Below are 26,942 nucleotides of genomic sequence, written 5' to 3'. Positions count from 1 at the left end.
TCTGCCCGGCCGTGATCGTTGAACAGGCCGTGGTCCCGTCACGCGGGTGCCGGCGAGGCGATGACCACCACGTTCTTTCCCCACAGGTCCTGCGTGTAGCAGCTGATGAGCACCAGCCGGTTAGGCACCACGTCCCAGATGGAGCTGTCCGCCAGGGTGGACTTCAGGTAGGTGGTGACGGTTTCCACGCGGTAGGTGATGGTCCCGGACCGGGTGTCGACGGCGAACCGGTCGCCTTTCGCCGCCTGCGAGCTGAGGTGGTTGAAGGGGGCGTCCGCACCGTCCCAGCTGTGCCCGATCACGTACGTGGTGTTGGTTGATCCTGCGCCCGGGGAACCGTACGGGCTGAGCCAGTACCCGTCCCTGGTGGGCGGCGGTTCGATGGTCCTGGTCCGGCTGTCCGGCTTCAGCGGGTGCACCGGAACGTCGAAGCCGGCGGCGGGGTACCGGACCCGCAGCGGCGCAGCGGCGGCCGGAAGCACCGGCCCGGGCGGGGACGCGGAGGCGGACGCGGGAGCCGGCGTCGTACTTTGTGCAGCGGTGGGTGACGGCGCGGCGGCGGGCGTGGGGGAAGGCACGACGGCGGCGGGCAGCGGAGCGGGTGGCGTTGCCGCCGTGCCGTCCGGAACGCCTTCGCCCAGCGTCAGGCTGCTGCCGTACTGAAAGAGCGGCCCGCCGAAGGTGATGGCCAGGAAGGCCAGGACGCCGCACATCAGGATGGCCGCGTCGGCACGGTCCCACCGCCACCAGGGCACCCCGCGCGGGGCGGTATGGCGGCTGCGTTCCATGCGCATGATGCTCCTGGTGCGCTGCGGGGAATCGGGCAAGGTTGGTAATTCTCAGGCTAGGAACACCGCGGCGGCCGGTCCCGGGTGGGCGGTACCCGTCTTTTTCCGAAGCGGGTACCGGGACGGCCGCAGAGCTACGCGGAAAACGCGGCCGCGCCACCTTCCGGCCCTCTGTCCGGGAGTTCGGCCCTCCCTTGTCGGGCCCAGCTCCCGCGCCTAACGTTGAAACTGACGAAAGGGCGTGAAGGCATGGAAATCTTCATGTGGTGGCTGGACCTGGACCTCGCCAGCAAGGAATGGCTGCGGGAGAACCTCCGGGCCGCGGAGATCCCGCAGTCCGTGCTGCAGGGCATCGCGCAGGCAGGCGGACCGTCCCCGGAGCACCCGGCTGCCGTGCTGACGGAGGCCGACTGGGATTTCATCGAAACGCAATCGGAATTCGTTGATTAGCCGTGACGGCAGCAGAGAGCTACCTCCTGGCGATCGGCACCAAGAAAGGCCTGTGGCTGGCCACCAGCAGTGACCGCCGTGAATGGTCCTTCACCGGCCCGCACTTCCTGATGAACGAGATTCCCAGTATCGGAATCGACACGCGGGAAGGCCGCACCCGGATCATGGTGGGCGTGCGCAGCGAACACTGGGGACCCACCGTGGCCCACTCGGACGATCTCGGGTCCACGTGGTCCGAACCGATAGAGGGCGCCATCAGCTTCCCCGCGGACACGGAGACGGCGGTGGAGCGGATCTGGCAGATCCATCCGGATGCTGCGTCCCGGCCGGGTGTCGTCTGGGCGGGCGCGGAGCCCATTTCGCTCTGGAAATCCACGGACGGCGGCGAACACTTCGAGCTCAACCGCGGTCTCTGGGACCATCCACACCGCCCCGAGTGGGGCGCGGGGTACGGCGGCGCAGCGGCGCACTCCATCGCGGTGCAGCCGGACGGGGACACCATGCATGTGGCCATGAGCACGGGCGGCGTCTACCGCTCGTCCGACGGCGGCGCGTCCTGGGAGCCCCGGAACCGCGGCATCTCGGCGTACTTCATGCCGGATCCCCAGCCCGAGTTCGGCCAGTGCGTGCACAAGATCGCCGCCGATGCCGCCGTCCCCGGCCGCCTCTATGCCCAGAACCACCACGGCGTCTACCGCACGGAGAACAACGGTGACACCTGGGAATCCATCGCTGATGGCCTGCCTGCGGACTTCGGCTTCGTGATGCTGGCCCACCCCCGGCGGGCAGGCACGGCATGGGTGGTTCCGCTGAAGGCCGACGGCGAACGCATCCCGCCAGGGGGCGAGCTCGCCGTGCACCGGACGGACGACGCCGGGACCACCTGGCAGAGGCACGATTCCGGGCTGCCCGACCGGGAGTACAACAGCGTGCTTCGTGACGCCGCTTCCGTGGACACTGCGGAACCGGCCGGCGTCTATTTCGGGACCCGGGGCGGCTCCGTCTATGCCAGTGCGGACGAAGGCGAAACGTTTACCGAGGTGGCGGCCCACCTGCCGGACGTCCTCTGCGTCCGTGCCGCCGTGGTGGCCGGTGGCTGAGATCAGGGTGGTCCTTCCCGGCGTCCTGCAGCCCCTCGCCGGCGGGCAGTCCGTGCTGACTGCGCCCGCCGACGGTCCGCTGACGGTGGCGAAGCTCCTTGACGCGGTCACCGCTGACTTCACGGTGCTCGGCCGGCGGCTGCGGGACGAAACCGGAACACTGCGGCGCTTCGTGAATATCTACGTGGACGGCGACGAGGTGCGGCGGCTGCAGGGCCTGGAGACCGAGGTCGTTCCGGGACAGGAAGTGCTGGTCATCCAGTCCGTGGCCGGCGGCTGACCCCCGGAGCCGCCGCGGCTGCGGGCAGTCCTTGCTGACTGCGCCCGCGCCACGGCCGGGTGGGCCGCCGTCGTACGCCTGCCCCCGCTGCCCGGGCGACGCTCTCTCACTTAATGCCGCTGCCCGGGCGACGCTCTCTCACTTACCGCCACCTGTCCACCGGAAGGTGAGAGAGCGTTTGGGTTTCAGGCGCATCAAGTGAGAGAGGGTTGGGAGTTTAAGCGCATTGCGTGAGAGAGCGTCGCGAGGGGGCGCCGGTCAGGCAACGCGCCACACGCTGCACTCGTCCGTATTGATGGCTTTCCGCAGGCCCGTAATGCGGTCCAGGATCCAGACCACGCCGATGCCCGGCGCCGTTTCCTGGACGCTGCCGCGGCGGACCACCACGTCATCGTAAGACGGGCCCACTGAGAGTCAGGCTTCAATTTCGTCGCCGCGGTGCAACTGGTCCAGGGCGCGGATGCGGGTAACCTGCGGGGTCGCTTTCTTCAACATGGCGGGACCTCCTGGCTGGAGCGGGTGCCGGCTCTTGCCTGCACCTCCAGTGTGGCCCGGCGATGTTGCGTCCCTGTTTCCCCGCGGTTAGGCGGCTGTTAGTTCTTGGCACCCTGCGGGTTTCACGGCGCCAGCCGGTCGCCCTTGCGGTGCAGGCGGAACCACCGGTGACCATAGCGCCCCAGCTCCACGCTGAAGGTGCCGTCCGGTTCCACGGCCGCGTTCTCGCCGTCGAACAGGTCCAACAGCTGGCAGTTCCGGAAGGCTCCGGCCGGAGAGTTCTCCGGCGCCACGGAACCTGCAGCCTTCACCCTCTTTTCGCTGAAGTTGTGCAGCAGCACCAGGGTGCCGCCGTCGGAAGTGCAGGTGTGGGCGAAGACAGCGGGTTCGGGCTGGTCGATGATGCTGAATTCGCCCCACCCCAGCTCCGGGGATTCGCGGTAGCGGCTGATCAGCGCCGACATGAAGCTGAACAGCGACTCGGGGTCCCGTTTGGCCGCTGCGGCGTTGACGTTCTCCGGGCCGTACTCTCCGCGGACCAGCGGGGCCACCAGGTCCGAGGTCTTGGCGGTGGAAAAACCGCCATTCTTTTCGCTGGTCCATTGCATTGGGGTGCGGACCGCGGCGCGGCTCTTTTGCCTCAGGTCCTCGCCCATGCCCAGTTCCTCGCCGTAGAACAGCACGGGGGTGCCGGGCAGCGAGAACATCAGTGAATACACCATGCGCAGGCGTTCAGCATCGCCGCCGAGCATCGGGGGCAGGCGGCGGCGCAGGCCACGGCCGTAAATCTGCATGTTCTTCTCCGGCCCGAAGGCGTCGAAGACCTCCTGCCGCTCCCCGTCGCTGAGCTTGTCCAGCGTCAACTCGTCATGGTTGCGCACGAACATGGCCCACTGGTTGTCCGGGTGGATGGCCGGCCGGCTTTTCAGCGTTTCCCCGAGGTGGCGGGCGTCCTGGCGGGCCAGGGACAGGTAGATGTTCTGCATCGACATGAAGTCGAACTGCAGGTTCAGCTCGTTGCCCTCGGGGCCGCCGAAGTACTCCAGCTGCTCCTTGTAGGGCAGGTTCACCTCGCCCAGCAGGACCGCGCTCCCGTTGCGGCGGCTCACGAAACTCCGCAGTGCCGCCAGGTATTCGTGCGGATCCAGGTTGGCGGCCTCGTCCTTGGGCTGGCCCCGGGTTTCCAGGAAGAAGGGCACCGCGTCGAGGCGGAACCCGTCCAGGCCGAGCTCCAGCCACAAGCCCATGGCCTTGGCGATCTGGTCCCGGACCTTCGGATTGACTACGTTCAGGTCAGGCTGGTGCTTGGCGAACATGTGCAGGTACCACTCGCCCGTGGTCTCGTCCCTCGTCCACAGCGAGGTCTCCTCACCGGGGAACACCACTTCGTCGGACGTGTCCGGCGGAGAATCCGGGCGCCACACATAGAAGTCCCGGTAGGGGTTGTCCGTTGACTTGCGGGCCTCCACAAACCAGGGGTGCTGGTCCGAGGTGTGGTTTACCACGAAGTCCGCGATGACCCGCATGCCGCGGTCCTTGGCCGCCCGGATGAACTCCACCACATCGCCCAGCGTGCCCAAGCGCGGATCCACGCCGAAGAAGTCCGTCACGTCGTATCCGTCATCCCGGTCAGGAGACGGATAGAACGGCATCAGCCAGATGCAGGTCACCCCCAGGGCCGCCAGGTAGTCCACGCGCTGGGTGAGGCCGGCAAAGTCACCGGTGCCGTCGCCGTCGTGATCAAAGAACGTCTCCACGTCCAGGCAGTATATGACCGCGTTCTTCCACCACAGATCCGAGGTTTCGGCGATCCTCATGCGTACGCCCCCGCAGTCCTAAGCTGAGGCAGGACCTGGTCCGCGAACTTGTCGATGAACGGGGCCTGCTCCTGCCCCACGAAGTGCAGGTACAGCTCGTCGAAGCCCAGGTCCGCATACCCGGCCAGCCATTCGGCGTGCCGGGCAGGATCGGCGGACACGTTAACCGACTCCCTCACCTGTTCCTCGCCCACGGTGGCGCTCACGCCGTCGAAATGCCCTGCGGTGGGAAGGTCCCAGGGGACGGGGGGAGCGAAGGTGTTGGTCCGCCACTGGTCCAGCGCAATCGCCACGGCCTCCTCCTCGCTGGGCGCCCAGGACAGGTGGACCTGGAGGACGGCCTTGCCGCGCCCGCCGTTGTCCCGGTAGGCGGCCAGCATCTCCGTGAGCTTCGCAGCCGGCTGGTTCACGGTGACCAGGCCGTCAGCCCACGCGGCCGCCCGGCGTGCCGTTTCCACGCTGATGGCCGGGGCAATCAGCGGCGGGGGAGAATCGGGGACATCCCAGATCCGGGCCTGCTCTACCGTCACCAGGCCGTGGTGTGTCACATCCTCACCCCGGTGCAGCCGGCGGATTACGTCCACGCATTCTTCAAGTCTCTGCTGCCGGGTTTCCTTGGGCGGCCAGGCGTCCCCGGTCACGTGCTCGTTCATGTTCTCACCGCTGCCGGGTGCCATCCAGAACCGGTCCGGAAACATGCTGGCCAAGGTGGCCGAGGCGTGGGCAATGATCGCCGGGTGGTATCGCTGGCCCGGCGCGGTGACCACGCCGAAGCGCAGGTCCGTGGTGGCCAGCGCGGCGCCCAGCCAGGACCAGGCGAAGCCGGAGTGGCCCTGCCGCGCGGACCACGGTTCGATGTGGTCCGAGCACATTGCGGCGTCGAAGCCGGCCCGCTCTGCGTGCTGGACGTCCTGGAGCAGGCGGCCCGGACTGATCTGTTCATGCGATGCGTGAAACCCGACAGTAACCATCGTTAACCTCTACCGTCCCGTGCGGTGTTCTGTCGAGCTTGTACCGGCTAAGACAAGCATGCGTGCAGCTTTCCCGCAGGAAAAAGCCAGCCCGGAAAAGGTTTGGCAAGGATCAGCCCAAGGTTTCCCCTACGCCGATTTCGGCTGGCTACCTTGGAATGGACGGCTGGTGCTGGGCCAGCTGCGACACTTCCCAAACCAATGGAGTCTTTACATGTCAGCAATCACCAAAGTGGCAGCAGTAGTTTTCGCGTCCGGTCTCATGGCAGGCGCAGGCGCAGGGGCCGCGTTCGCTTCTGACGCCACCGTGGACAGCGGCTACGTGGCCGTGGAGGAAATTGTGGCTGCACCGGTCACCCTCGAAGAGGTGGAGGCGGCATTCGCAGCCTTCAAGACCGTCCAGGCCGATGCTCTCGCTGCCGAGAAGCAGGCACACGCCGACTACCAGGCCGCCGAAAAGGCTGCCCTTGAGGCCACCAAGTCGGCCAAGGGCACCGCCAAGAAGGCGGCCCAGGACCAGGTCCAGGCCCTCCGCGCCGCCAACCTCCAGGCGCTGAAGTCCCTGAAGGCCGCCAACCAGGTTGCCGTGGACCAGGCGAAGGCCGCCTACCAGGCTCTGGCCGAGCAGTACGAAGCACAGAACGCCGTGGTTGAGGCGCCGGTCGAGGAAGCACCCGTCACCGACCCGGCCGCCGTTCCCGCCGCCTAGTTTCCCGGCGTCACCGCGTTCCGTTCCCACGTGAAGGGCCCCGTCCAATCCGGACGGGGCCCTTTCCCGTCTGCGCCTGACGGGCAAGAATGGGCACCATGGAACTTCCCGTGATGCCGCCCGTCCCGCCCATGCTTGCCAAGGCCGTCAGCGGGATCGGAAGTCTTCCGGCCGGCGGCGGCCTCAGCTACGAGCCCAAATGGGATGGCTTCCGGTCCATCATTTTTCGCGACGGGGACGAAGTGGAAATCGGCAGCCGCAACGAGAAGCCCCTGACCCGCTACTTCCCGGAGCTGGTGGCCGCGGTCAAAGAGAACCTTCCGCCGCGCTGTGTGGTGGATGGCGAGATCATCCTGGTGGGAGCATCCGGGGACAGGCTCGATTTCGATGCCCTCCAGCAGCGTATCCACCCCGCGGCCAGCCGGGTGAAACTGCTCTCCGAGAAGACCCCGGCAGCCTTTGTGGCCTTCGACCTGCTGGGACTGGGGGACGATGACTACACCGCCAGGCCTTTTTCAGAACGCCGGGCGGCCCTGGAGAAAGCGCTCGCAGCCAGCGCCGCCCCTATCCACCTCACGGCAGCCACAACCGACCAATACACAGCAGGGCAGTGGTTCGAGCAGTTCGAGGGCGCCGGGCTGGACGGCATTGTGGCCAAGCGGCTGGACGGCCGCTACGAGCCGGACAAGCGCGTGATGTTCAAGGTCAAACACGAGCGAACCGCCGATTGCGTGGTGGCCGGCTACCGGCTGCACAAGAGCGGCCCGGACGCCATCGGCTCGCTGCTGCTGGGCCTGTACAAGGACGACGGCGCCCTGGCCAGCGTGGGCGTGATCGGAGCCTTCCCCATGGCCCGGCGCAGGGAGCTCCATGAACAGCTGCAGCCCCTGGTGACGGATTTCGAGGACCACCCCTGGTCCTGGGCCAAACAGGAGGAAGGCGGGCGCACGCCGCGCAACGCCGAGGGCAGCCGCTGGAGCGCAGGGAAGGATCTCTCCTTTGTCCCGCTCCGCCCGGAACTGGTGGTGGAGGTCCGGTACGACCACATGGAAGGCGACCGGTTCCGGCATACGGCGCAGTTCAACCGCTGGCGGCCCGACCGCGACCCGGAGTCCTGCACCTACGCGCAGCTCGAGGAACCGGTGAATTTCAACCTGGCCTCGGTCCTGGCAACGGGCCGGCCGTAGGCTGCCGGGCCGGCCGTAGGCTGCCGGGCCGGCCCTGTTCAGACGCCGAGAGCCCGCCATCCACAGTGGACGGCGGGCTCTCGCCAAAGACGGGCCAGCCCGTTACCTGAGACCAGGGCTACTTGAGGCCGAGCTCCTTGGTGGGGATCTTGAAGGATTCCTTGGCTGTGAGGGCCGAGATGGCTGCAACAGAGCAGATGACGGCGGTGAAGATGCTGATCTGGACCCAGCCGCCGGGCTTGATGCCACCCATGGCGGCAACGATTGCCGGAGCGAATCCTGCCATCAGGAACCCGAGCTGCGTGCCGATGGCCAGGCCGGAGAAGCGCACCTTGGTGCTGAACATCTCCGCGTAGAAGGACGGCCAGACGGCGTTGGAGGCTGCGTAGCCGCAGGAGAAGAAGCCGATGGCGGCAAGGAACATCAGGGGGACGCTGCCGGATTCCAGGCTGAGCAGGAACACGGGAGTCAGCACGGCGCTGGCCAGCGCGCCGTAGATGAAGACGGGCTTGCGGCCGATCCGGTCAGCCAGCATGCCAAACAGCGGCTGGGTGCCCAGGGCCACGAGGTTCGCGCCCACCACCAGCCATAGCGTGGTGGTGCCGTCCACGCCGGCAACAGTCTTGGCGTAGCTGATGGCAAGGGTGCCGAACACGGTGGAGACGGCGGCGATGAAGGCGCAGCAGATCACGCGGAGCACGTCGCGCCAGTGGCCTTTCAGAAGGTCGGCGACCGGGAGCTTGGAGATCTGGGCCGACTTCTGCGCTTCTTCGAAGGCCGGGGGTTCGTGCAGGGTGCGGCGAATGAAGAACGCCACTACAACCACCAGGGCACTGAGCCAGAACGGAACGCGCCAGCCGATGCCGTATTTGATTTCGTCCGGCAGTGCCAGGACGGGAATGAAGACCAGGGCCGCGAGGATCTGGCCACCCTGGGTGCCGGTGAGCGTCCAGGACGTGAAGAAGGAGCGGCGGTTGTCCGGTGCGTGCTCGAGCGTCATGGAGGAAGCACCTGCCTGCTCGCCGGCAGCGGAGAGTCCCTGGCAGAGCCGGGCCAGTACCAGGAGGGCCGGTGCCCACCATCCCACGGTGTTGAAGTCCGGAAGGCAGCCGATGAGGAACGTCGAGGCACCCATGAGCAGAAGCGTGAACATCAGGACCTTCTGCCTGCCCACGCGGTCGCCGAAGTGGCCCAGGATGACGGCGCCTACCGGACGGGCCACGTAGGCGAACCCGAAGGTGGCAAAGGACATGATGGCGGCGTTGGCATCTGCACTGGGAAAGAAGACTGTGGGGAAGATCAGCGCCGCGGCCGAACCGAAGATGAAGAAGTCGTAGTATTCGACGGCGCTGCCCAGGAAGCTGGCAAGGGCAGCCTTCTTGGGGGTGCCGCCGTTCCCGGTTGTGGCCTGTACGGCCTGGGAGGTTGTCTGGCTCATGGAATTCCTTAGTGTGACGACATTGTCGCGGATGGATCTGGGGTCCGCAGCCGCTGGTGCCTTGGTGCGGGCAGGGGTGCGGTACGCGGCTGGAGTCGGGGAACACCCGGGACGAGTAGCCACATGGTGAGAGCTACTTGTGCGATACAGCAATGATGTCTGTGAACCTCATCACCTGTCAAGAAATTACCCACAATCTAGAAATAGCTCTCACATTGTGGCAATATCAAGACATGAGTGTGAAACAAGCCACAGCGGCCAACGATGTCCCCGCCCACGATGAGGGGCAGCCTGCGGGCAAGAGTCCGGACCGCACGGACATGGTGGGCAAGGCCCTGGGCCTGCTGGTCCTCCTGGGTGACGAGCCGCGTGGCGCAAGTGCCGCGGAGGTCTCCCGGCGCGCCGGGCTGCCCTTCAGTACCACGTACCGCCTGCTCGGCTCCTTGGCCCGCGACGGATTCGTCGACTATGAGCCGGACGGCCGGCGCTACCACCTTGGCCTGCGCGTGTTCCAGCTGGGCCAGCGGGTCTCGAACCACCACGGATTCGCCGGGGCCGCCATGCCGGTCCTGCGTCGGGTCACCGAACAGACCGGCGAGGCCACCATCCTCAGCGTGCGGGACGGCCGGCATCACCTGACCGTGAACAAGGTGGACGGCCCACAGATGTTCCGGGTGACCAGCGACCCCGGCCACCTGGGCTCGCTGTCCACCACCGCCGTCGGCAAGGCGCTGGTGGCCTTCGCCGAGGACGCGGAGCGGGAGGAATTGCTGGCGGACCTGCCGCTGGAGGCGTTGACCGAAAAGTCCATCACCAGCCGCGAAGCCTTCCGGGCGGAGATCGAGCAGGTGCGGCGGCAAGGGTATGCGCTGATGGATGAGGAAAACGAAGCGGGCATGAGGGCGGTGGCCGTACCCCTCCTGAACGCGCAAGGCTTCGCGTTCGCCTCCCTGGCCACGGCGGTTCCGGTCTTCCGCCTCACGCTCCCGGAGCTGATAGCCCACGTGCCGCTCCTTCAGGATGCCGCCGCTGAGTTGGCTGCCCGACTTCCGCAGCGCTAGAGTTCGCATGACGAACCATAGTGCGGAAAGTGAACTTTTCCTGTACCGTAATCACCATCACTGAAAACTGGCCATGCGGCAGGCCCGCATCCGGCTTCCGGTGCCGTAACCAAAGGAGCTGCGCGGATGAGTAATCAGACTGAGTCTTGCCTTGTGGGACTGGTCGGCGAGGGCGTCATGCCCTCACTCACGCCTCCCATGCACGAGCGCGAAGGGGATGTGCAGGGCCTGCGCTATCTCTACCGGCCCATCGACCTCCTCGAGCTTGGACTGCACGGCGAAGCCGTCGGCGGCATCCTGCAGAGCGCCCGCATCCTGGGCTTTAACGGCCTGAACATCACCCACCCGTGTAAGCAGTTGGTACTGGAACATTTGGATGAGATCACCCCGGACGCGCGCCGGCTGGGTGCGGTGAACACGGTCCTCATCCGGGATGGCCGCTTCATCGGCCACAACACCGACTTCTCCGGCTTCGCCTCGGCGCTCGCTTCCGGCCTCCCCGGCGCGGCGCTGGACCGCGTAGTCCAGCTGGGTGCCGGCGGTGCCGGGTCCGCCGTCGCCTACGCCCTGCTGACCGCCGGCGTGCGCGTCCTGGACCTGGTGGACGTGGACCCCATGCGCGCCGAAGCGCGCGCCGCCGAGCTGGCCGGCTTCTTCCCCGCAAGCACCGTTACAGCCCGTACGACGGCGGAGCTGCCGCAGCTGATGCGCGCCGCCGACGGCCTGGTGCACTGTACGCCGGTGGGCATGGCCGCCCATCCCGGCGTACCCCTTGACCTTGACCTGCTGGAACCGCGCCACTGGGTGGCGGACATCGTCTACCGGCCCATCGACACTGAGCTTGTCCGTGCCGCCCGCGCCAAGGGCTGCGACGTCCTGGACGGCGGCCGCATGGCTGTGGGCCAGGCCGCAGACGCGTTCCGGATCTTCACCGGCCTGGACGCCGACCCGGACCGCATGCGCTCGCACTTCCTGGAGCTCGTCGCCGCCGAGGAGGTGGCCGCCTGATGCGCACCGGAATCGCCACAGTCTGCCTGTCCGGCACCCTGAAGGAAAAGATGCAGGCCTGCGCCGTCGCCGGGTTCGACGGCATCGAGATCTTCGAGCAGGACCTGGTCACGTCGCCGCTGAGCCCCGAGGACATCCGGAAAATGGCCGCGGACCTGGGCCTGGGCCTGGACCTTTACCAGCCGTTCCGCGATTTCGACGGCGTCACCCCGGACCTGCTCAAGGCCAACCTCCGCCGGGCCGCGGCAAAGTTCACGCTGATGTCCCGCCTGGGGATGGACACTATCCTGGTCTGCTCCAACGTGGCCACGGCCACCATCGATGACGACGACCTCCGTGCCGAGCAGTTGTCCCGGCTGGCGGAACTGGCAGGGGAACACGGGGTCAAAGTCGCCTACGAGGCCCTGGCCTGGGGCAAGTACGTCAACGACTACGAGCACGCCCACCGGCTGGTGGAAAAGGTGGCCCACCCCAATCTGGGCACGTGCCTGGACTCGTTCCACATCCTTTCGCGCGACTGGGACACCGCACCCATCGAAGCCATCAACGCGGAGAAGATCTTCTTCGTCCAGGTGGCCGACGCCCCCAAGCTCTCCATGGACGTCCTGTCCTGGAGCCGCCACTACCGGGTGTTCCCCGGCGAGGGGCAGTTCGAGCTGGCCAAGTTCATGGGCCACGTGATCCGCGCCGGTTACAGCGGACCGGTTTCGCTGGAGGTCTTCAATGACGTCTTCCGCCAGGCGGACGTGGAGCGGACGGCCGTGGACGCCATGCGCTCGCTCATCTGGCTGGAAGAGCAGAGCGCCAAGTGGCTCGCCGGGAACGCAGCGGAAACCCGGGGCTCCGCCGACTCCCGCCGTCGTTATCCCATGGAACTGGCCACGCTGCCCAAGGTGAACGAACCCGCCGGCTTCAACTTCGCCGAGGTCAAGGCGGACGATACCGCGCAGCTGGAGAAGCTCCTGGGCCAGCTGGGCTTCGCCTTCGAAGGCCGGCACCGGACCAAGGACGTCCAGCTGTGGACCATGGGCCAGGCGCGCGTCATCATCAACGAACAGGCCGCGCGGCACGCAGAACCTGCCATCGCGGCCCTGGGATTCGACGTCGAATCGCCCGTGATTGCCTCCGCCCGGGCCCAGCAGCTCAAGGCCCCCGTGGTGGCCCGGAAGGTGCAGGCGGACGAGGAAGTGTTCCAGGGCATCTGCGCCCCGGACTCCACCGAGATCTTCCTGTGCCAGGGCAGCCCCGACGGCACCGCCGCGTGGACCCGCGAGTTCGGGGAGGGCCTGGAGCACCCCTCGGGCGGAGTCAGCGCCATCATCGATCACGTCAACCTGGCCCAGCCGTGGCAGCACTTCGACGAGGCCGTCCTCTTCTATACCAGTGCGCTGGCCCTGGAACCGCAGCCGTTCGCCGAGGTTCCCAGCCCCAGCGGCCTGGTCCGCTCGCAGGTCATGCAGACGTCCGACGCCGCCGTCCGGCTGGTGCTCAACCTCGCACCCGTGCAGCAGGCACAGAGCGAGGTCCGCCGGGCCTACCAGGAACACATCGCCTTCGCGGTGGAAGACCTGGTGTCAACCGCCCGGGAGGCCCGCCGCCGAGGCCTGGAGTTCCTGCAGATCCCGGCCAACTACTACGAGGACCTGGATGCCCGGTTCGATCTCGAACCCGGTTTCCTGGCGACGCTCAGGGAACTGAACCTCCTGTATGACCGCGACGCCGACGGCGAATTCCTGCACTTCTACACGGCCACCGTGGGCAGCGTGTTCTTCGAAATGGTGGAGCGCCGCGGCGGCTATGACGGCTACGGCGCCCCCAACGCCCCGGTCCGCCATGCAGTCCAGTACGACCACCGCCAACCCCACCCGCCCAGCAGATAACCAGAGCACCAGAAAGGAGCCAGCCGTGCCGGAAGAGATCAACGCTGAATCAGACGAGCTCGTGCCTCCCGCCGAACCCAAGGCAGGCCACGCACCCCTCGACGCTGCCGCAGAAAGCCAGGCGGACCTCAGCGCCGAGATGGCCGCCCTCGGCGAGGCCTACGCCCGGGCCGTCAAGGACGGAGCCGCCGTGGAAACACAGCCGCGGCTGGATTACGCCCCGTACCGCAGCAGCATCCTGCGCCACCCCACCAAGAGCCTGCACCATGCGGACCCGGAGACCATCGAGCTGTACTCGCCGGCCTTCGGCCACCAGGACGTGCACGCGCTGGAGTCGGACCTGACCATCCAGCACAACGGCGAACCCCTGGGCGAGCGGATCATCGTCACCGGCCGCGTCCTGGACGGCGACGGCCGCCCGGTGGCCGGGCAACTGGTGGAGATCTGGCAGGCGAACTCCGCCGGCCGCTACATCCACAAGCGGGACCAGCACCCCGCGCCGCTGGACCCCAACTTCACCGGCGTGGGCCGCTGCATCACCGGACCGGACGGTTCGTACCGGTTCACCACCATCAAACCCGGCGCCTACCCATGGAAGAACCACCTGAACGCGTGGCGCCCGGCGCACATCCACTTTTCCCTGTTCGGGCAGGAGTTCACCCAGCGCATCGTCACCCAGATGTACTTCCCGGGCGACCAGCTTTTCCCGCTGGACCCCATCTACCAGTCCATCGTGGACCAGGATGCCCGGGACCGGCTGGTGGCCACCTACGACCACAGCCTCACCAGCCCCGAGTGGGCGCTGGGCTACAACTGGGACATCGTCCTGACCGGCCCCAAGCGGACCTGGACCGAGAATGAAGCGATGGGAGCAGACGGAGATGACCATGAATAAGCCCGTTCCCACCCCCGGCCAGACCGTGGGGCCCTTCTACGGCTACGCACTGCCGTTCGCCAAGGACAGGGAGCTGCTGGCGCCCGGCTCGCCAGGCTCCGTCCGCCTCCAGGGCACCGTTTACGACGGCGCCGGCGAGCCCATCCCGGACGCCATCCTCGAAATCTGGCAGCCCGACGCCGAAGGCAATGTGGTCCAGCGGACCGGTTCCCTGGTCCGCGACGGTTACACCTTCACCGGGTGGGGCCGCTCCGCCGTTGGCAACACGGGACAGTTCACCTTCACTACGGTCAACCCCGGCCCGACGGAGCCGGGTGCTGCGCCGTTCATCTCTGTGGCGATCTTTGCCCGCGGCCTGATGAACCGGCTCTTCACCCGGGTCTACCTGCCGGAGGACCAGGAGGCGCTGGCCAAGGACGCGCTGCTCCGTTCGCTGGAGCCGGAGCGGCGCAGCACCCTCGTCGCCCGCCGCGACCCGGACGGCGGCCTCACCTGGGACATCCGTCTGCAGGGCGAGGGCGAGACAGTCTTCCTGGACTTCCAGTGAGCCGCGCCGCCGGCGCGGGAGGCGCCTTTCCGGCAGCGGGTGACGCCGGCCTGCTCAGCCCCGTCTCCGCATCACCCGTGGTGGCGTCGCTGACAGGTGACGGTGCGGTGCTCGCGGCGATCCTCGCCGTCGAGTCCGGCTGGGCTGCCGTGCTCGAAAAGGCGGGCCTGGCGCCCGCGGGGTCGGCTGCCGTCGTCAGCGCTGCCGCCGACCCCGGCCGCTACGACGCGGCGGATATCGCCCGGCGCGCCCAGGGCGGAGGCAACCCCGTCATCCCGCTGCTGGCGGACCTCCGGAAGAACGTCCAGGCACTGGACCACGGAGGCATTGGTGCGTCCAGCGCCGTCCACACGTCGCTGACCAGCCAGGACGTCCTGGACACCGCCTTGATGCTCCTGGCCCGGAACACCGTTGAGGCGGTGCTGGGGGACCTGAAAGGCACGACGGCGGCGCTCGCCGCCCTGGCGGAGCGGCATGCGGACACGCTGTGCGTCGGCAGGAGCCTGACGCAGCATTCGCTTCCCTATACCTTCGGGCTCCGGGCCGCGCAGTGGTTCCACGGCGTGGCCGCGGCAGGGCGGCAGCTCGCTGCGCTGGAGTTTCCGGTGCAGTCCGGCGGGGCCGCCGGGACACTGGCCGCCGCAACGGTCCTCACCGCGGATTCCCCGTCCACTCCGTTCAGCCTGGCGGATGGGCTGGCCGTCCAGCTGGGACTGGCAGCCGCCCCCGGCCCGTGGCACACAAACCGGCTGCCCATAACAGCGCTCGGCCACGCCCTGGCCTCCGTGCTGGACGCGTTCGGCAAGGTCGCCTCGGACGTGCTGTTCCTGAGCCGTCCGGAGGTGGCCGAGGTGGCGGAACCGCGGGCTGCCGGCCGCGGTGTGTCCTCCGCAATGCCTCAGAAGCAGAACCCGGTCCTGTCCGTCCTGGTGCGCAGCGCCGCGCTGCAGGCCCCCGGGTTGTCCGCGCAACTACACCTCGCGGCCGCCAACTTCAATGACGAACGCCCGGACGGCGCCTGGCATGCCGAATGGCCGGCACTCCGGCAGCTGTTGGCGTTGGCCCTGGGCGCTGCGGGCCACGCACGGGAGCTGGCCGAAGGGCTGCAGGCGTTCCCCGGGGGCATGCGGCGCAACCTGGACCTCGCCGGTCCGCTGCTGCTGGCCGAAGGCGTGGCCGCCGCCGTGGCCCCCGTGCTTCCGGAACGGGACGGCCTGAACGGCAGGCAGCAGCTCCAGGCTGTGGTGGACCAAACCCTGGAAGCCCCGCCCGCAGACCAGCCCGCGGCCTACCGCAGGCTGCTGCGTGGGGCCGTCCCGGCCGGGACCCTCACGGACCTGCGGCTCACAGAACTACTGGACCCGGCCAGCTACCTGGGCCAGGCGCAGGAGATCGCGCGCCGCATCCTGGCCGCCTATCCCGACTTTGCCCCATCCAGCACCGATGCGAACGGAGCCCCCCGTGGTTAAGCCCGCCCTGAAAGCCGCACTGCTTTCCCCCCAGCGACCCCTCGGAGACCACCCCCTGCTGGTGGTGGGGCCCTCGCTGGGAACCTCCACCCTCCTGTGGAACCGGGCCGCCTCCCTGCTGGGCAACGACTATGACGTGGTGGCGTGGGACCTGCCCGGCCACGGCCTGTCGCCTGCCGCGGCCGAAACTTTCGACGTCGCTGACCTGGCCGACGCCGTGGTGGACCTGGTGGATTCCATTGCGCCGGGCGCGGCGTTCCACTACGCCGGGGTCTCCCTGGGCGGAGCCGCCGGACTGCAGCTGGGCATCAAGCACGGGGAGCGGCTCAAGAGCCTTTCCGTCCAGTGCAGCGGCGCCAAGCTGGGCACCCCGGAGGCCTGGCTGGAACGTGCCGAGACCGTCCGCACCCAGGGGACAGCCGTGATGATCCAGGGTTCCGCCGAACGCTGGTTCGCCGCCGGCTTCATGGACCGCGAACCCGACTTCAGCAGCCGTCTCCTGCACGCCCTGCGCGACGCCGACCGCTTCAGTTACGCGTTCTGCTGCGAGGCGCTGGCCGCCTTTGACGTGCGCGGCGAACTGGGCAGCATCCGCGTCCCTACCCAGATCATTGCCGGCGTCCTGGATGGTGTGGCGCCGCCGTCAATGGCCGAAGAGGTGGCGGCCGGGATCACCGCGGGCGGCGGCACCGCCACGGCCGTGAGCCTCGAAGGCGTGGCCCACCTCGCCCCTGCCGAGGCCCCGGCACACGTGGCGGACCTGATGCGCAGCCTCATTGCCTGGGCCGAGACGAACGGGGCACAGGCATGAACACCAGCGACCCGCGCCACGGCGTCGTTCAGCCGGAGGCCACGAGCCAGGAGATTTACGACGGCGGGATGGTGGTCCGGCGCGAGGTGCTCGGTGACGCCCATGTGGACCGTGCCAACGCCAATAAGGATGCGTTCACCGACGACTTCCAGGACATGATCACCAGGATCGCCTGGGGTGGCATCTGGACCAGGCCCGGACTCTCCCGGCAGATGCGCTCCGCCGTGACCCTGACGGCCATGGTGGCCCACGGCCATTGGGAAGAGCTGGCCATGCACGTCCGCGCAGCCCTCCGCAACGGCCTGACCCGGGACGAGATCAAGGAGATCCTCCTCCAGACCGCCATCTACTGCGGCGTCCCCTCCGCCAACACGGCTTTCAAAACTGCCCAGAACGTCTTCAAAGAAATGGATGCCTCCTGATGAACCAGGCTTTTGTGTACGACGCCGTGCGCACCCCGTTTGGCAAGTTCGGTTCCGGACTGGCTGCAGTCCGGCCGGATGACCTGGCCGCGCACGTGATCAGGGAGTCCGTGAAGCGCGCCCCTGGACTTGATTCCGAACGGATCGATGAGGTGGTGTTCGGCAACGCCAACGGTGCCGGCGAGGAGAACCGCAACATCGCCCGCATGGGCACGCTGCTGGCGGGGCTGCCGGTTTCCATCCCGGGCACCACGGTGAACCGGCTCTGCGGCTCGTCGCTGGACGCTGCAATTATCGCCTCGCGGCAGATCAACGCCGGCGACGCGGACCTGATGCTGGTCGGCGGTGCGGAGTCGATGTCCCGGGCACCCTGGGTGCTGCCGAAGACGGAGAAGCCCTACCCGGCGGGGGACATGACGCTGGCCTCCACCACGCTGGGGTGGCGCCTGGTGAACAAGGCGATGCCGAAGGAATGGACCATCTCCCTTGGCGAGGCCACCGAACGGCTCCGCGAGAAGTACAAGGTGACGCGGGAGGCCCAGGACGAGTTCGCCGCGAACTCCCACAACCTCTCCGCCGCCGCCTGGGACGAGGGCTTCTACGACAACCTGGTGGCGCCGGTCCCCGGCACCGACCTGGTCCGGGACGAAGGAGTCCGGCCCGGCTCTTCCGCCGAGAAGCTGGCCGGCCTCAAGACCGTGTTCCGGACAGAAAACGGCACGGTCACGGCGGGCAACGCGTCCCCGCTGTCCGACGGCGCCTCCGCGGCCTGGATTGGATCCGAGACTGCCGCCGGGCTGCTCGGGCTGGACCCGCTCGCCCGGATCGCGGGGCGCGGCGCGCACGCGAACGACCCCCAGTACTTTGGCTACGCACCGGTGGAGGCGGCGAACAAGGCCCTCGCGAAGGCGGGGATCGGCTGGGACCAGGTAGGCGCCGTCGAGCTTAACGAAGCGTTCGCCGCGCAGTCCCTGGCGTGCGTCAACGCCTGGGGCGTCGACCCCTCGATCGTGAACCGGCACGGCGGCGCGATTGCCATGGGCCACCCCCTGGGGGCTTCCGGCACCCGGATCCTCGGCACGCTGGCCCGCTCCCTGCAGGCCTCCGGGGAACGCTGGGGCGTCGCGGCAATCTGCATCGGCGTGGGCCAGGGCCTCGCCGTGGTCCTCGAGAACGTAACTGCTGGAAAGGGATAGGCAATGTTGAACTTCGTAGATTCGGTCCAGGCGGCCGTCGCCGGAATCAAGGACGGTTCCACGGTGATGATCGGCGGGTTCGGCAACGCCGGGCAGCCGTTCGAACTGATCGACGCGCTGCTGGACTGCGGCGCCACGGACCTCACCGTGGTCAACAACAACGCGGGACAGGGCGACCAGGGCCTGGCGTTGCTGATCAAGGAGGGGCGGGTGAAGAAGATGATCTGTTCCTTCCCGCGCCAGTCCGACTCGTGGCACTTTGACGCCAAGTACAAGGCCGGCGAGATCGAGCTGGAACTCGTCCCGCAGGGCAACCTGGCCGAGCGGATCCGGGCCGCCGGCGCCGGTATCGGCGGGTTCTTCACGCCCACCGGGTACGGGACCATGCTCGCCGAGGGCAAGGAAACCCGGATCATTGACGGCCGCGGCCAGGTGTTCGAGACGCCCATCCACGCCGACGTCGCGCTGATCAAGGCACTGAAGGCGGACGGCAAGGGCAACCTGGTCTACCGCAAGACTGCCCGGAACTTCGGCCCCATCATGGCCGCCGCGGCAAAGCAGACCATCGTCCAGGTCTCCGGGATCGTGCCCACCGGCGCCCTGGACCCGGAGGAGGTCGTAACCCCGGGAATCTACGTCAACACCATCGTCCAGGTGGCCGGCAGCGGCAACACGGCAGAAAAGGCGGCCTAGCATGACCATCCAGTCCAATGAGCAGTCCCTCCGGACCTCTGACACCCCGTTGGGACGTGAAGACCTGGCACGACTCGTGGCCCGCGATATCGCCCCGGGCTCCTTCGTGAACCTCGGCATCGGCCAGCCCACCCTCGTGTCGAACTACCTCACCGAGGAACAGAACATCACCCTCCACACCGAGAACGGCATGTTGGGCATGGGCCCCGAAGCAAAGGGGGAGGAGATTGACGAGGACCTGATCAACGCCGGCAAGATCCCCGTGACGGAACTCCCCGGTGCGTCCTACTTCCACCACGCCGACTCGTTCGCGATGATGCGCGGCGGGCACCTGGATATCTGCGTGCTCGGCGCTTTCCAGGTCTCTGTGACCGGCGACCTGGCGAACTGGCATACCGGTGCGCCCGGTGCCATTCCGGCCGTCGGCGGTGCGATGGACCTTGCCACCGGCGCCCGGGACGTGTTCGTCATGATGACGCTCCTGACCCGGGAGGGTGCATCCAAGATCGTGGAGTCCTGCACCTACCCGCTCACCGGGGTGGGCTGCGTGACGCGGGTCTACACGGACAAGGCCGTCTTCCTCACGGGACCCGAGGGCGTCAGCGTCCGCGAAACCTTCGGCTGCACCCTTGAAGAACTCCAGGAACTGGTGCCGGTGCCGCTGAAGGCCGCGCCCGCCGTCGGGAATTAGGCAAAGGCGCCGGGGCTAGGATTGGTAACCATGACCGACGCCGCCCTTACAGAAACCCCGCAGGCCAGCGACCAGTACGTGCAGTCGCTGGCGCGCGGCCTGGCGGTGATCCGCGCGTTCGGGGCGGAGCACCCGCTGATGACGCTGACCGAGGTGGCGGCGCGGACCGGGCTGACGCGTGCCACCGCGCGGCGCTTCCTGCACACGCTCGTGGAGCTGGGCTACGTGCGGACGGACGGGAAGACATTCGCGCTGACGGCCAAGGTCCTGCAGTTGGGATATGCCTACCTGTCCGGACTCTCACTGCCGCAGTTGGCGCAGCCGCACCTGGAGGAACTGTCCCTGAAACTGGGGGAGTCCACCTCCGCGGCCGTGCTGGACGGCACCGACATCGCCTACATTGCGCGGGTGACCACGCGCCGGATCATGACCATCGGCATCACCGTGGGGACCCGTTTCCCGGCCTACGCCACTTCGATGGGCCGGGTGCTGCTGGCAAACCTGCCGCCGGACGCCCTGGCGGCGTACCTTGAGGCCGCGGAGATCAAACCCCTGACGCCCCGCGCACTGGGAACCGTCCCGGAACTGCTCGCCGTCCTGGACACCGTCCGGGCGCAGGGCTGGTGCGTGCTGGACCAGGAACTGGAACTCGGACTCATGTCCGTGGCGGCGCCGGTGTTTGACGGGCCCAAAGTGGTGGCGGCGGTGAACGTTTCCCTGCAGGCGCAGTCGGTGGCCGCGCAGCCGGACCCTGACGCCTACCTGGCCTCCGTGGCAAAGGAAACCGTAGCCACGGCCAAGCTGATCTCGGCGGACCTCACGGCCCGCGGCTGACCCGGGTCCGGCCCGGCAGCGGCCTCAGGGCAGCTGCCACTGCGCGGGGACCCGGGGCCGGGCTCCCGGCACCTCTTTGCACCCACGGACTCCGTCCTACTCCCGCCACGGCAGTGTGGGCCATAGACTCTAGCCAACCGCGCGCTGCAGTGCCGCTGCCCGCGGACCTTGTTCCATGTGCAGCAGGAAGGGAGTCGCGGGTGAAACTAGGCGTACCGCGGGACCGGACGGACGGTGAACGGCGCGTGGCCGCCACGCCGGAGACGGTGAAGCAGCTGGCCGGGCTGGGCCTGGACGTCATCGTCGAGGCCGGTGCCGGGGAGTTCGCCGGGCATCCGGACCGGGAGTACCGCCAGGCGGGCGCGGAGATCGCCAATGAACTCGACCCGGCCGCCCTGGACATCCTGGCCCACGTCCGCCCACTGCACCCGGGCGAAGCCGCCGCCCTGAAAACGGGCGCCGTGACGGTGGGGCTCGCGTCGCCGTCGTCCGCACTTCCCACGGTGCAGGCGCTGGCGGACGCAGGCGTCACGTCATTCGCGCTCGAGCTGGTGCCCCGAATTTCCCGGGCGCAGTCGATGGACGCGCTCAGCTCCCAGGCGCTGGTGGCAGGCTACCGCTGCGTCCTCGAGGCGGCCATCCGCCTGCCGCGATTTTTCCCGCTCTATATGACCGCTGCGGGCACGGTGCCTCCGGCGCGGGTCCTGGTCCTCGGCGCGGGCGTGGCCGGCCTGCAGGCGATCGGCACCGCCAAACGCCTGGGCGCCCGCGTCTTCGCCAATGACATCCGCCCCGCCTCCGCCGACGAAGTCGCATCCATGGGCGGCACCTTCATCCGGCTCGACCTGGAGACCGCGGAGGCGGCCGGCGGGTACGCCCGCCAATTGAGTTCCGACGCCGGCACCCGCCAACGCCAGCTGCTGGCACCGCATGTGGCGCAGTCGGACGTATTAATTACGACGGCGGCGGTCCCCGGCCGCCCTGCGCCCCTCCTGGTGACGCGCGAAATGGTGCAGGACATGCGCCCCGGCTCGGTCGTCATCGACCTCGCCGCGGAGTCCGGCGGCAACGTGGAGGGATCGGTCCCGGGCCAGGACATCCTGGTTCCCGCCACGGACGGTTCCGGCTACGTCACTTTGGTGGGGCTGAAGGATCCGGCATCGGCGATGGCGGCCGACGCCTCGAGGCTGTATGCCAAGAACGTGGCGAACCTGCTGGCCCTTCTGGTCAGGGACGGCGCGCTCACACTGGATTTCGACGACGAGGTGGTGGCCGGCGCGTGCCTCACCCATGGCGGCACGGTGCGGCACCAGCCCACAGCCGAGCTCTTGGCACAACGTATTGACGCATGGCAGGAGGGGGCTCAGTGATGGATGGAATGAGCCTGCTGACCATCACGGTGCTGGCCGTTTTCGTGGGCTTCGAGGTGGTCTCCAAGGTCTCCAGCACGCTGCACACGCCGCTGATGTCCGGTGCCAACGCCATCCACGGGATCATCCTGGTGGGCGCCATCATTGTGGCCGGCCAGGCCGGGGATCCGTGGGTCCTCGCGGTGGCGCTGCTGGCCGTGGTCCTGGCTACGGCGAACCTGGTGGGCGGGTTTGTGGTTACGGACCGGATGCTGCACATGTTCCACGCGAAGAAGGCAGCACCGAAGGCGGACAGCAAATGAGCCTCCTCGATCCCGTCTGGACCTCCCTCCTGTACCTGGCCGCCGCCGTCTTCTTCATCCTGGCGCTGCGGGGCCTCAGCTCACCGCGGACCGCGCGCCGGGGCAACCTGATCGGCGCATTCGGTGCGCTGGTCGCCGTCGTCACCGTGTTCCTGTCCGCACGGCTGGACAACATCCCCTGGATCCTGGCGGCCATCGCGGTGGGCAGCGCCGTGGCTGCCCCCGTGGCGCGCCGGGTGAAGATGACGCAGATGCCGCAGCTGGTGGCCCTGTTCAACGGCGTGGGCGGCGGCGCGGCAGCGCTGGTGGCACTGCTGGAGCTGAGCCACACGGAGAATCCCTGGGTGCGCCTGGCCATTGTGTTCACGCTGCTGGTGGGTGCCGTCTCCTTCGCCGGCTCCGGCGTCACGTTCGCCAAGCTGCAGGAACTGATGACCACCCGCCCCGTCGTATTCCCCGGCCTTCCGGTGGTGATGGCGCTCGTCCTGCTCGGGGCGGTGGGCGCCGCCGTCGGAATCATCCTGACGGGGTCCCCGGCGCTCGCGGTGGGTCTGCTTATCCTGGGCCTGGCCGCCGGCATCCTGCTGGTGCTGCCCGTCGGCGGTGCGGACGTGCCGATTGTCATCTCACTCCTGAACGCGTTCACCGGCCTGGCCGTTGCGGCGTCCGGCGTGGTCCTGGGCAACGTCCTGCTCGTGGTGGCCGGCACGCTGGTGGGCGCCTCGGGTACGATCCTCACCCGGGCCATGGCGGCCGCGATGGGCCGCAGCGTTGCGGGCATCCTGTTCGGGGCTTTCCGCGGAGGTTCGACGGCGGGTTCCACCGCCGTGAGCGACCGTCCCGTAAGGTCCTCCAGCCCGGAAGACGTGGCGGTGCTGCTGGGCTATGCACAGCGGGTGATCATCGTGCCGGGGTACGGCCTGGCGGTGGCGCAGGGGCAGCATACGGCGGCGGAACTGGCGCAGGCCCTGGAGGCGCGGGGGATCGAGGTGGACTTTGCCATCCACCCGGTGGCAGGCCGCATGCCCGGGCACATGAACGTGCTGCTTGCCGAGGCCAACGTGCCGTACGAGTCATTGAAGGAGATGGCGGAGATCAACCCGGCCTTCAAGACCGCCGACGTGGCGCTGGTGGTGGGCGCCAACGACGTGGTCAACCCTGCGGCCAAGACGTCCTCCGGGTCGCCGATCTACGGCATGCCCATCCTCGAAGTGGCCGAAGCCCGGCAGGTGGTGTTCCTCAAACGGTCCATGCGCCCGGGGTTCGCCGGCATCGAGAATGAGCTGCTGTACGAACCCCAGACGTCGCTGCTCTTCGGTGACGCCAAAGAGTCATTGGCGCAGGTCCTGGGAGCGGTCAAGGCACTGTAGGCTGGCGCCATGACTGCCAAGAACCCCGCGTCGCCCCCGCGCGCTGCCATTATCGTCAACCCTGCCAAGCCGGTGGACATCGACGTGCGCGGCCTGGTGGCCAAACACTGCGTCGAAAACGGGTGGGGCGAGGCGATCTGGCTGGAAACCACCAAGGAGGATCCCGGAGTGGGGCAGGCCAAGGAGGCATTGGCCCAGGGAGCGGACCTCGTGATCGCCGCCGGCGGCGACGGAACCGTGCGGTGCGTGGCAGAGGTACTCGCCGGCGGGGAGATCCCGATGGGCCTGCTTCCGCTGGGCACCGGCAACCTGCTGGCCCGGAATCTGGGCATGGACGTGACGGACTACGACGGCGCCATGGCCGGCGCGCTGATCGGCACTGAGCGCAGGATCGACGTGGTCCGGGCCCTCCGCCGCGAGCCGGACCAGGAACAAATGTTCCTGGTGATGGCCGGAGTGGGGTACGACGCCACGATAATGGCGGACACCAACGAGGACCTCAAGGACAAGGTGGGTTGGCTGGCGTACGTGGATGCAGGCATCAGGAACCTGCCCGGCAAGCCGGTTAAGGCCACCGTGGTGGTGGACGGCAGGACCGTGGTGCGCCGCGGCGTGCGCAGCGTGATGGTGGGCAATTGCGGGAAGGTCCAGGGCGGTCTGGAGATCTTCCCGGATGCCAAGATCGACGACGGTCTCCTGGATGTCGCCGTCCTTGCCCCGCACCACGGCAAGCTGGGCTGGCTCTCCGTGCTGGCCGGGATCATGGGCAAGGGCCGGAACAAGGACACCTCGGTTGAGTACTTCCAGGGCAAGTCCGTGGAGATCACCCTGGAACACAACGACGACTACCAGCTTGACGGGGACCATGAAGGCGAGGGCAAGCACGTCCGGATGACCATCGACCCGGGCGCCCTCACCCTGCGAATGTGACCCAACAGGGAGCGCGTCCTGTTTTGAGCGCCTAACACCGGCACTTCGCGCTGTTTGGCTGGATAGGCCCGAAGCGGTGCGTGAGGATTTCCGCGAGCTCCGCGAGCCGGTGCGCCCGTGCCGACTCGGCAGGGGTGAACGGCTCACCGGGCCGGACAAACGTTATGGGTCCATGCCAGGCCGTCGGGATCTTTAGGCTGTCGCCGGTTTCGTGCTTCTCCAGGGCAGAGCGGGCCGGATCCAGGATCCGGGCCCGCAGCAGTTCGGCAACGGCGAGTGGAAGCTCATCCGGCGCGTGCGCCAGCCGGGCTGCCAGGCTCAGGGCACGGGTCTGGCCGTCAGCCATGGCCAGCGCGGTGGTGGGCCAGACGTGCACAGCCGACGCCCCGCCGTCGTGCAGTGCCCCGAGGAGTTCCGCTTCACGAACGCTGCCGGGGGCGGACAGGACGAACTCGTCCAGTACGCCCCCCGGGACCTGATGGACGTGGATACTCAGGATGTTGGCGTTCATCCGGGCCAGCGCCCGGGTGACGCGTTCCAGGGAGCCCGGCTGGTCGCGCAGCACGGCACGTGCCCGCCACAGCGCCGGCGCGGCAGCCAGGCGGCGGCGGTGGCGGACCGCCGGTGCATGGAGCCAGCCGCGCAGCACCCTGGCGGCTGAGGGTTCCGCCACCCAGATCACCAGGACAGTGGCTGTCACCGTCAGCACCAGAACCTTGGCTGCGTAGGGGAGAGGGGTGTCCACCACCAGGGCGTGCACTATCAGTTCTATTGGCAGCATCGCAGCCACGTTTGCCAAGGTCAGCCGTCCCTTTGGAGGCTCGGGCATCATTCCGCACACTTCGCAGCTTAGGTCCACGGCCGGGATGTTCCTTTTACTGGGCTTCATGGTTCCAAGGATTCCCCGATGCTGTTTCAGCGGTGTTGCCCCCGGGTTCCGATTAGGGGACGGGGGCCCCGGGTTGGGCCGGACCGGAGCGTGACGCGATTCGCGGCCGTCACGCCATGGCGGTGTGGGCAGCGCTGTGGCAGTCGATGGTCTTGGCGTAGCAGGCGGAATGTTCCAGGCCGACGTAGGGGCCAAAATTCGGGACCTGCTTGAATCCTGCGTTGGCATAAAAGTTCCTGCCGTCAGGCTGCGCGGAGCCGGCCTCCGCCTTGATGTGCGTGATGCCCTGCCGGTAGGCCTCGGCTTCCACGGCAGCGAGGATGGAACTGGCCACCCCGGATCCCCGCATGTACGGAACGACGTAGAGGCGCTTGATTTCAGCAGTGACCGGGTCGAGCAGCCGCAGCCCGCCGCATCCCACGGGCTGGCCGGATCCCTTGTCGTACGCCACCAGGAATACCGCGCAGTCGGCGCCCGACGGCGGCGGGCCGGGTTCGTGGTCCGGGGCGCCGAAGCGGGCGTCCAGCTCCGCCTGCTGGGCCCTGCGCAGATCCGCGCCCACCGGGTTGGACCAGGCTACCTGCCGGATGTTCAGCCGCGGGTTGGTCTGCATGTTTGCCTCGATTCGCCGAAGGGTTATGCCCCTCAAGGCTAGGAGGACCCGGTTACGCTGGTGTTTCCGCCCCGTAAGCGGCTGGAGAACAGCCGCCAGGCCCAAACACCCGCCCACTCCAGCGATGAAAATCAAGTTTCTTGGTGGGCTAGTTATCAGTTGGCCTAAGATGTTTTGCATGGCTGCTTCGCTGAACGAGGGCTCGGGGTACTGGTACGGGCAGGACGGGCAACTGGACAACAGCGCCGCGATCCTGAAATCCCTGCGCGACTACCGAAGTGCCGAAACGGCCGTCCGCCGCTCCACCCGCGACTCGATGGGCATGGGCGAGACCGATATCCTCGCCCTTCGCTACCTCCTGCGCGCCCAGGCGTCCGGGCGGGCTGTTGTCCCCAAGGACCTGAGCCAATTCCTCGGCATCACCAGCGCCTCCACCACATCCCTGATTGACCGTCTGGTGGCCAGCGGCCATGTCCGGCGCGAGGCGCACCCCACTGACCGGCGTTCGGTGGTGGTGGTCCCCACCGTGGAGTCGGACAAGGAGGTGCGGGTGACGCTGGGCGCCATGCACCGGCGCATGATGGCCGTGGCCGAAAGCCTGAGTCCGGATGAAGCCCGCGTGGTGGTGGACTTCCTGCACCGCATGACCAGGGCCTTGGAGGAAGTGTCCGAAGCAAATAGCTAGGCGGACTAGCTAGTGCGGCTAGTAATATGTATGCTTACGAT

General features: G+C 68.0%; 28 protein-coding genes and 1 pseudogene. 22 read left to right on the top strand and 7 right to left on the bottom strand.

Features of this window, described 5'->3' with window-relative positions; translation table 11 throughout:
• Positions 1 to 38: 38 nt before the first annotated feature.
• The gene (locus ACIQCN_RS06245; protein ID WP_400609967.1) at positions 39 to 788 is read right to left on the bottom strand and encodes a class F sortase; all 750 of its coding nucleotides are present in this window, start codon (positions 786 to 788) and stop codon (positions 39 to 41) included.
• A 249-nt stretch (positions 789 to 1,037) separates the two neighbouring features.
• Between ACIQCN_RS06245 and ACIQCN_RS06240 the strand changes: the two genes are divergently transcribed.
• Genes ACIQCN_RS06240 through ACIQCN_RS06230 form a run of 3 tightly spaced genes read left to right on the top strand, consistent with a single transcriptional unit; the run spans position 1,038 to position 2,618 of the window.
• Entirely contained in the window at positions 1,038 to 1,238 is a 201-nt protein-coding gene (locus tag ACIQCN_RS06240) for a hypothetical protein (RefSeq protein WP_400607228.1), read from the top strand.
• A gap of 2 nt (positions 1,239 to 1,240) precedes the next feature.
• Positions 1,241 to 2,338 carry an exo-alpha-sialidase gene (locus tag ACIQCN_RS06235; RefSeq protein ID WP_400609966.1) on the top strand — a complete coding sequence of 366 codons (1,098 nt, stop codon included), beginning with the start codon at positions 1,241 to 1,243 and terminating at the stop codon, positions 2,336 to 2,338.
• Positions 2,331 to 2,618, top strand: coding sequence for a MoaD/ThiS family protein (locus ACIQCN_RS06230; protein ID WP_400609964.1), 288 nt, complete (start codon positions 2,331 to 2,333; stop codon positions 2,616 to 2,618). Before ACIQCN_RS06235 ends, ACIQCN_RS06230 begins: the two co-directional genes overlap by 8 nt.
• A gap of 258 nt (positions 2,619 to 2,876) precedes the next feature.
• Here ACIQCN_RS06230 and ACIQCN_RS06225 read toward each other — a convergent pair.
• The 3 genes and pseudogenes from ACIQCN_RS06225 to ACIQCN_RS06215 all read right to left on the bottom strand — a co-directional run bounded on the left by ACIQCN_RS06225 (position 2,877) and on the right by ACIQCN_RS06215 (position 5,901).
• Positions 2,877 to 3,113: pseudogene (locus tag ACIQCN_RS06225) on the bottom strand (hypothetical protein).
• Positions 3,114 to 3,235: 122 nt separating this feature from the next.
• Complete coding sequence (locus ACIQCN_RS06220; RefSeq protein ID WP_400609962.1) at positions 3,236 to 4,930, bottom strand: alpha-amylase family protein; 1,695 nt, start codon at positions 4,928 to 4,930, stop codon at positions 3,236 to 3,238.
• Complete coding sequence (locus ACIQCN_RS06215; RefSeq protein WP_400609960.1) at positions 4,927 to 5,901, bottom strand: TIGR03885 family FMN-dependent LLM class oxidoreductase; 975 nt, start codon at positions 5,899 to 5,901, stop codon at positions 4,927 to 4,929. The genes ACIQCN_RS06220 and ACIQCN_RS06215 overlap by 4 nt, the downstream gene beginning before the upstream one ends.
• A gap of 214 nt (positions 5,902 to 6,115) precedes the next feature.
• Here ACIQCN_RS06215 and ACIQCN_RS06210 point away from each other — a divergent pair, with 214 nt between their 5' ends.
• Complete coding sequence (locus tag ACIQCN_RS06210) at positions 6,116 to 6,610, top strand: hypothetical protein (protein WP_400609958.1); 495 nt, start codon at positions 6,116 to 6,118, stop codon at positions 6,608 to 6,610.
• Positions 6,611 to 6,708: 98 nt separating this feature from the next.
• A complete protein-coding gene (locus ACIQCN_RS06205) occupies positions 6,709 to 7,797 on the top strand; it encodes an ATP-dependent DNA ligase (RefSeq protein ID WP_400609956.1) in 1,089 nt (362 codons plus the stop codon).
• A 118-nt stretch (positions 7,798 to 7,915) separates the two neighbouring features.
• Here ACIQCN_RS06205 and ACIQCN_RS06200 read toward each other — a convergent pair whose 3' ends face one another.
• Positions 7,916 to 9,235, bottom strand: a complete 1,320-nt coding sequence (locus tag ACIQCN_RS06200) for an MFS transporter (protein ID WP_400607244.1) — start codon at positions 9,233 to 9,235, stop codon at positions 7,916 to 7,918.
• 233 nt (positions 9,236 to 9,468) lie between these two features.
• Between ACIQCN_RS06200 and ACIQCN_RS06195 the strand changes: the two genes are divergently transcribed.
• The 16 genes from ACIQCN_RS06195 to ACIQCN_RS06120 all read left to right on the top strand — a co-directional run bounded on the left by ACIQCN_RS06195 (position 9,469) and on the right by ACIQCN_RS06120 (position 24,714).
• Positions 9,469 to 10,296: an IclR family transcriptional regulator gene (locus tag ACIQCN_RS06195; protein ID WP_400609954.1), complete on the top strand. Its 828-nt coding sequence runs from the start codon at positions 9,469 to 9,471 to the stop codon at positions 10,294 to 10,296.
• Positions 10,297 to 10,422: 126 nt separating this feature from the next.
• Positions 10,423 to 11,304, top strand: a complete 882-nt coding sequence (locus ACIQCN_RS06190) for a shikimate dehydrogenase (RefSeq protein ID WP_400609952.1) — start codon at positions 10,423 to 10,425, stop codon at positions 11,302 to 11,304.
• On the top strand, positions 11,304 to 13,184 hold the full coding sequence (locus ACIQCN_RS06185) for a bifunctional sugar phosphate isomerase/epimerase/4-hydroxyphenylpyruvate dioxygenase family protein (RefSeq protein WP_400609951.1): 1,881 nt from the start codon (positions 11,304 to 11,306) through the stop codon (positions 13,182 to 13,184). Before ACIQCN_RS06190 ends, ACIQCN_RS06185 begins: the two co-directional genes overlap by 1 nt.
• 25 nt (positions 13,185 to 13,209) lie before the next feature.
• Positions 13,210 to 14,079, top strand: coding sequence for a protocatechuate 3,4-dioxygenase subunit beta (gene pcaH / locus ACIQCN_RS06180; RefSeq protein ID WP_400607253.1), 870 nt, complete (start codon positions 13,210 to 13,212; stop codon positions 14,077 to 14,079).
• Positions 14,072 to 14,626, top strand: coding sequence for a protocatechuate 3,4-dioxygenase subunit alpha (gene pcaG / locus ACIQCN_RS06175; protein ID WP_400607255.1), 555 nt, complete (start codon positions 14,072 to 14,074; stop codon positions 14,624 to 14,626). The genes pcaH and pcaG overlap by 8 nt, the downstream gene beginning before the upstream one ends.
• A complete protein-coding gene (locus ACIQCN_RS06170) occupies positions 14,623 to 16,095 on the top strand; it encodes a lyase family protein (RefSeq protein WP_400609950.1) in 1,473 nt (490 codons plus the stop codon). The genes pcaG and ACIQCN_RS06170 overlap by 4 nt, the downstream gene beginning before the upstream one ends.
• On the top strand, positions 16,088 to 16,906 hold the full coding sequence (locus tag ACIQCN_RS06165) for an alpha/beta fold hydrolase (protein WP_400609948.1): 819 nt from the start codon (positions 16,088 to 16,090) through the stop codon (positions 16,904 to 16,906). The genes ACIQCN_RS06170 and ACIQCN_RS06165 overlap by 8 nt, the downstream gene beginning before the upstream one ends.
• Positions 16,903 to 17,328, top strand: coding sequence for a 4-carboxymuconolactone decarboxylase (pcaC, locus tag ACIQCN_RS06160; RefSeq protein ID WP_400607261.1), 426 nt, complete (start codon positions 16,903 to 16,905; stop codon positions 17,326 to 17,328). The genes ACIQCN_RS06165 and pcaC overlap by 4 nt, the downstream gene beginning before the upstream one ends.
• Positions 17,328 to 18,524 carry a thiolase family protein gene (locus ACIQCN_RS06155; protein ID WP_400609947.1) on the top strand — a complete coding sequence of 399 codons (1,197 nt, stop codon included), beginning with the start codon at positions 17,328 to 17,330 and terminating at the stop codon, positions 18,522 to 18,524. The genes pcaC and ACIQCN_RS06155 overlap by 1 nt, the downstream gene beginning before the upstream one ends.
• Positions 18,525 to 18,527: 3 nt before the next feature.
• Positions 18,528 to 19,217 carry a 3-oxoacid CoA-transferase subunit A gene (locus ACIQCN_RS06150; protein ID WP_400607265.1) on the top strand — a complete coding sequence of 230 codons (690 nt, stop codon included), beginning with the start codon at positions 18,528 to 18,530 and terminating at the stop codon, positions 19,215 to 19,217.
• A 1-nt stretch (position 19,218) separates the two neighbouring features.
• Complete coding sequence (locus ACIQCN_RS06145) at positions 19,219 to 19,908, top strand: 3-oxoacid CoA-transferase subunit B (RefSeq protein WP_400607267.1); 690 nt, start codon at positions 19,219 to 19,221, stop codon at positions 19,906 to 19,908.
• Between the two features lie 30 nt (positions 19,909 to 19,938).
• Entirely contained in the window at positions 19,939 to 20,742 is an 804-nt protein-coding gene (locus ACIQCN_RS06140) for an IclR family transcriptional regulator C-terminal domain-containing protein (RefSeq protein WP_400609945.1), read from the top strand.
• A gap of 200 nt (positions 20,743 to 20,942) precedes the next feature.
• On the top strand, positions 20,943 to 22,112 hold the full coding sequence (locus ACIQCN_RS06135; protein WP_400609943.1) for a Re/Si-specific NAD(P)(+) transhydrogenase subunit alpha: 1,170 nt from the start codon (positions 20,943 to 20,945) through the stop codon (positions 22,110 to 22,112).
• Positions 22,112 to 22,414: an NAD(P) transhydrogenase subunit alpha gene (locus tag ACIQCN_RS06130; RefSeq protein ID WP_400609941.1), complete on the top strand. Its 303-nt coding sequence runs from the start codon at positions 22,112 to 22,114 to the stop codon at positions 22,412 to 22,414. The genes ACIQCN_RS06135 and ACIQCN_RS06130 overlap by 1 nt, the downstream gene beginning before the upstream one ends.
• Positions 22,411 to 23,784, top strand: a complete 1,374-nt coding sequence (locus tag ACIQCN_RS06125; RefSeq protein WP_400607276.1) for an NAD(P)(+) transhydrogenase (Re/Si-specific) subunit beta — start codon at positions 22,411 to 22,413, stop codon at positions 23,782 to 23,784. Before ACIQCN_RS06130 ends, ACIQCN_RS06125 begins: the two co-directional genes overlap by 4 nt.
• A gap of 9 nt (positions 23,785 to 23,793) precedes the next feature.
• Entirely contained in the window at positions 23,794 to 24,714 is a 921-nt protein-coding gene (locus ACIQCN_RS06120) for a diacylglycerol/lipid kinase family protein (RefSeq protein ID WP_400607278.1), read from the top strand.
• A 31-nt stretch (positions 24,715 to 24,745) separates the two neighbouring features.
• Here the strand turns inward: ACIQCN_RS06120 and ACIQCN_RS06115 are convergent, their stop codons facing one another.
• Both ACIQCN_RS06115 and ACIQCN_RS06110 read right to left on the bottom strand, forming a co-directional pair.
• Positions 24,746 to 25,603: an ACT domain-containing protein gene (locus tag ACIQCN_RS06115; RefSeq protein ID WP_400609939.1), complete on the bottom strand. Its 858-nt coding sequence runs from the start codon at positions 25,601 to 25,603 to the stop codon at positions 24,746 to 24,748.
• 109 nt (positions 25,604 to 25,712) lie between these two features.
• Complete coding sequence (locus ACIQCN_RS06110) at positions 25,713 to 26,216, bottom strand: GNAT family N-acetyltransferase (RefSeq protein WP_400607282.1); 504 nt, start codon at positions 26,214 to 26,216, stop codon at positions 25,713 to 25,715.
• 178 nt (positions 26,217 to 26,394) lie between these two features.
• Here ACIQCN_RS06110 and ACIQCN_RS06105 point away from each other — a divergent pair, with 178 nt between their 5' ends.
• The gene (locus ACIQCN_RS06105) at positions 26,395 to 26,901 is read left to right on the top strand and encodes a MarR family winged helix-turn-helix transcriptional regulator (protein WP_400609937.1); all 507 of its coding nucleotides are present in this window, start codon (positions 26,395 to 26,397) and stop codon (positions 26,899 to 26,901) included.
• Positions 26,902 to 26,942: the final 41 nt, after the last annotated feature.

This window comes from Pseudarthrobacter sp. NPDC092424, assembly GCF_044754925.1.
Taxonomy (GTDB): Bacteria; Actinomycetota; Actinomycetes; order Actinomycetales; family Micrococcaceae; genus Arthrobacter.
Note: the sequence above shows the minus strand (reverse complement) of the source record. Positions and strands in the feature narration are given on the sequence as shown.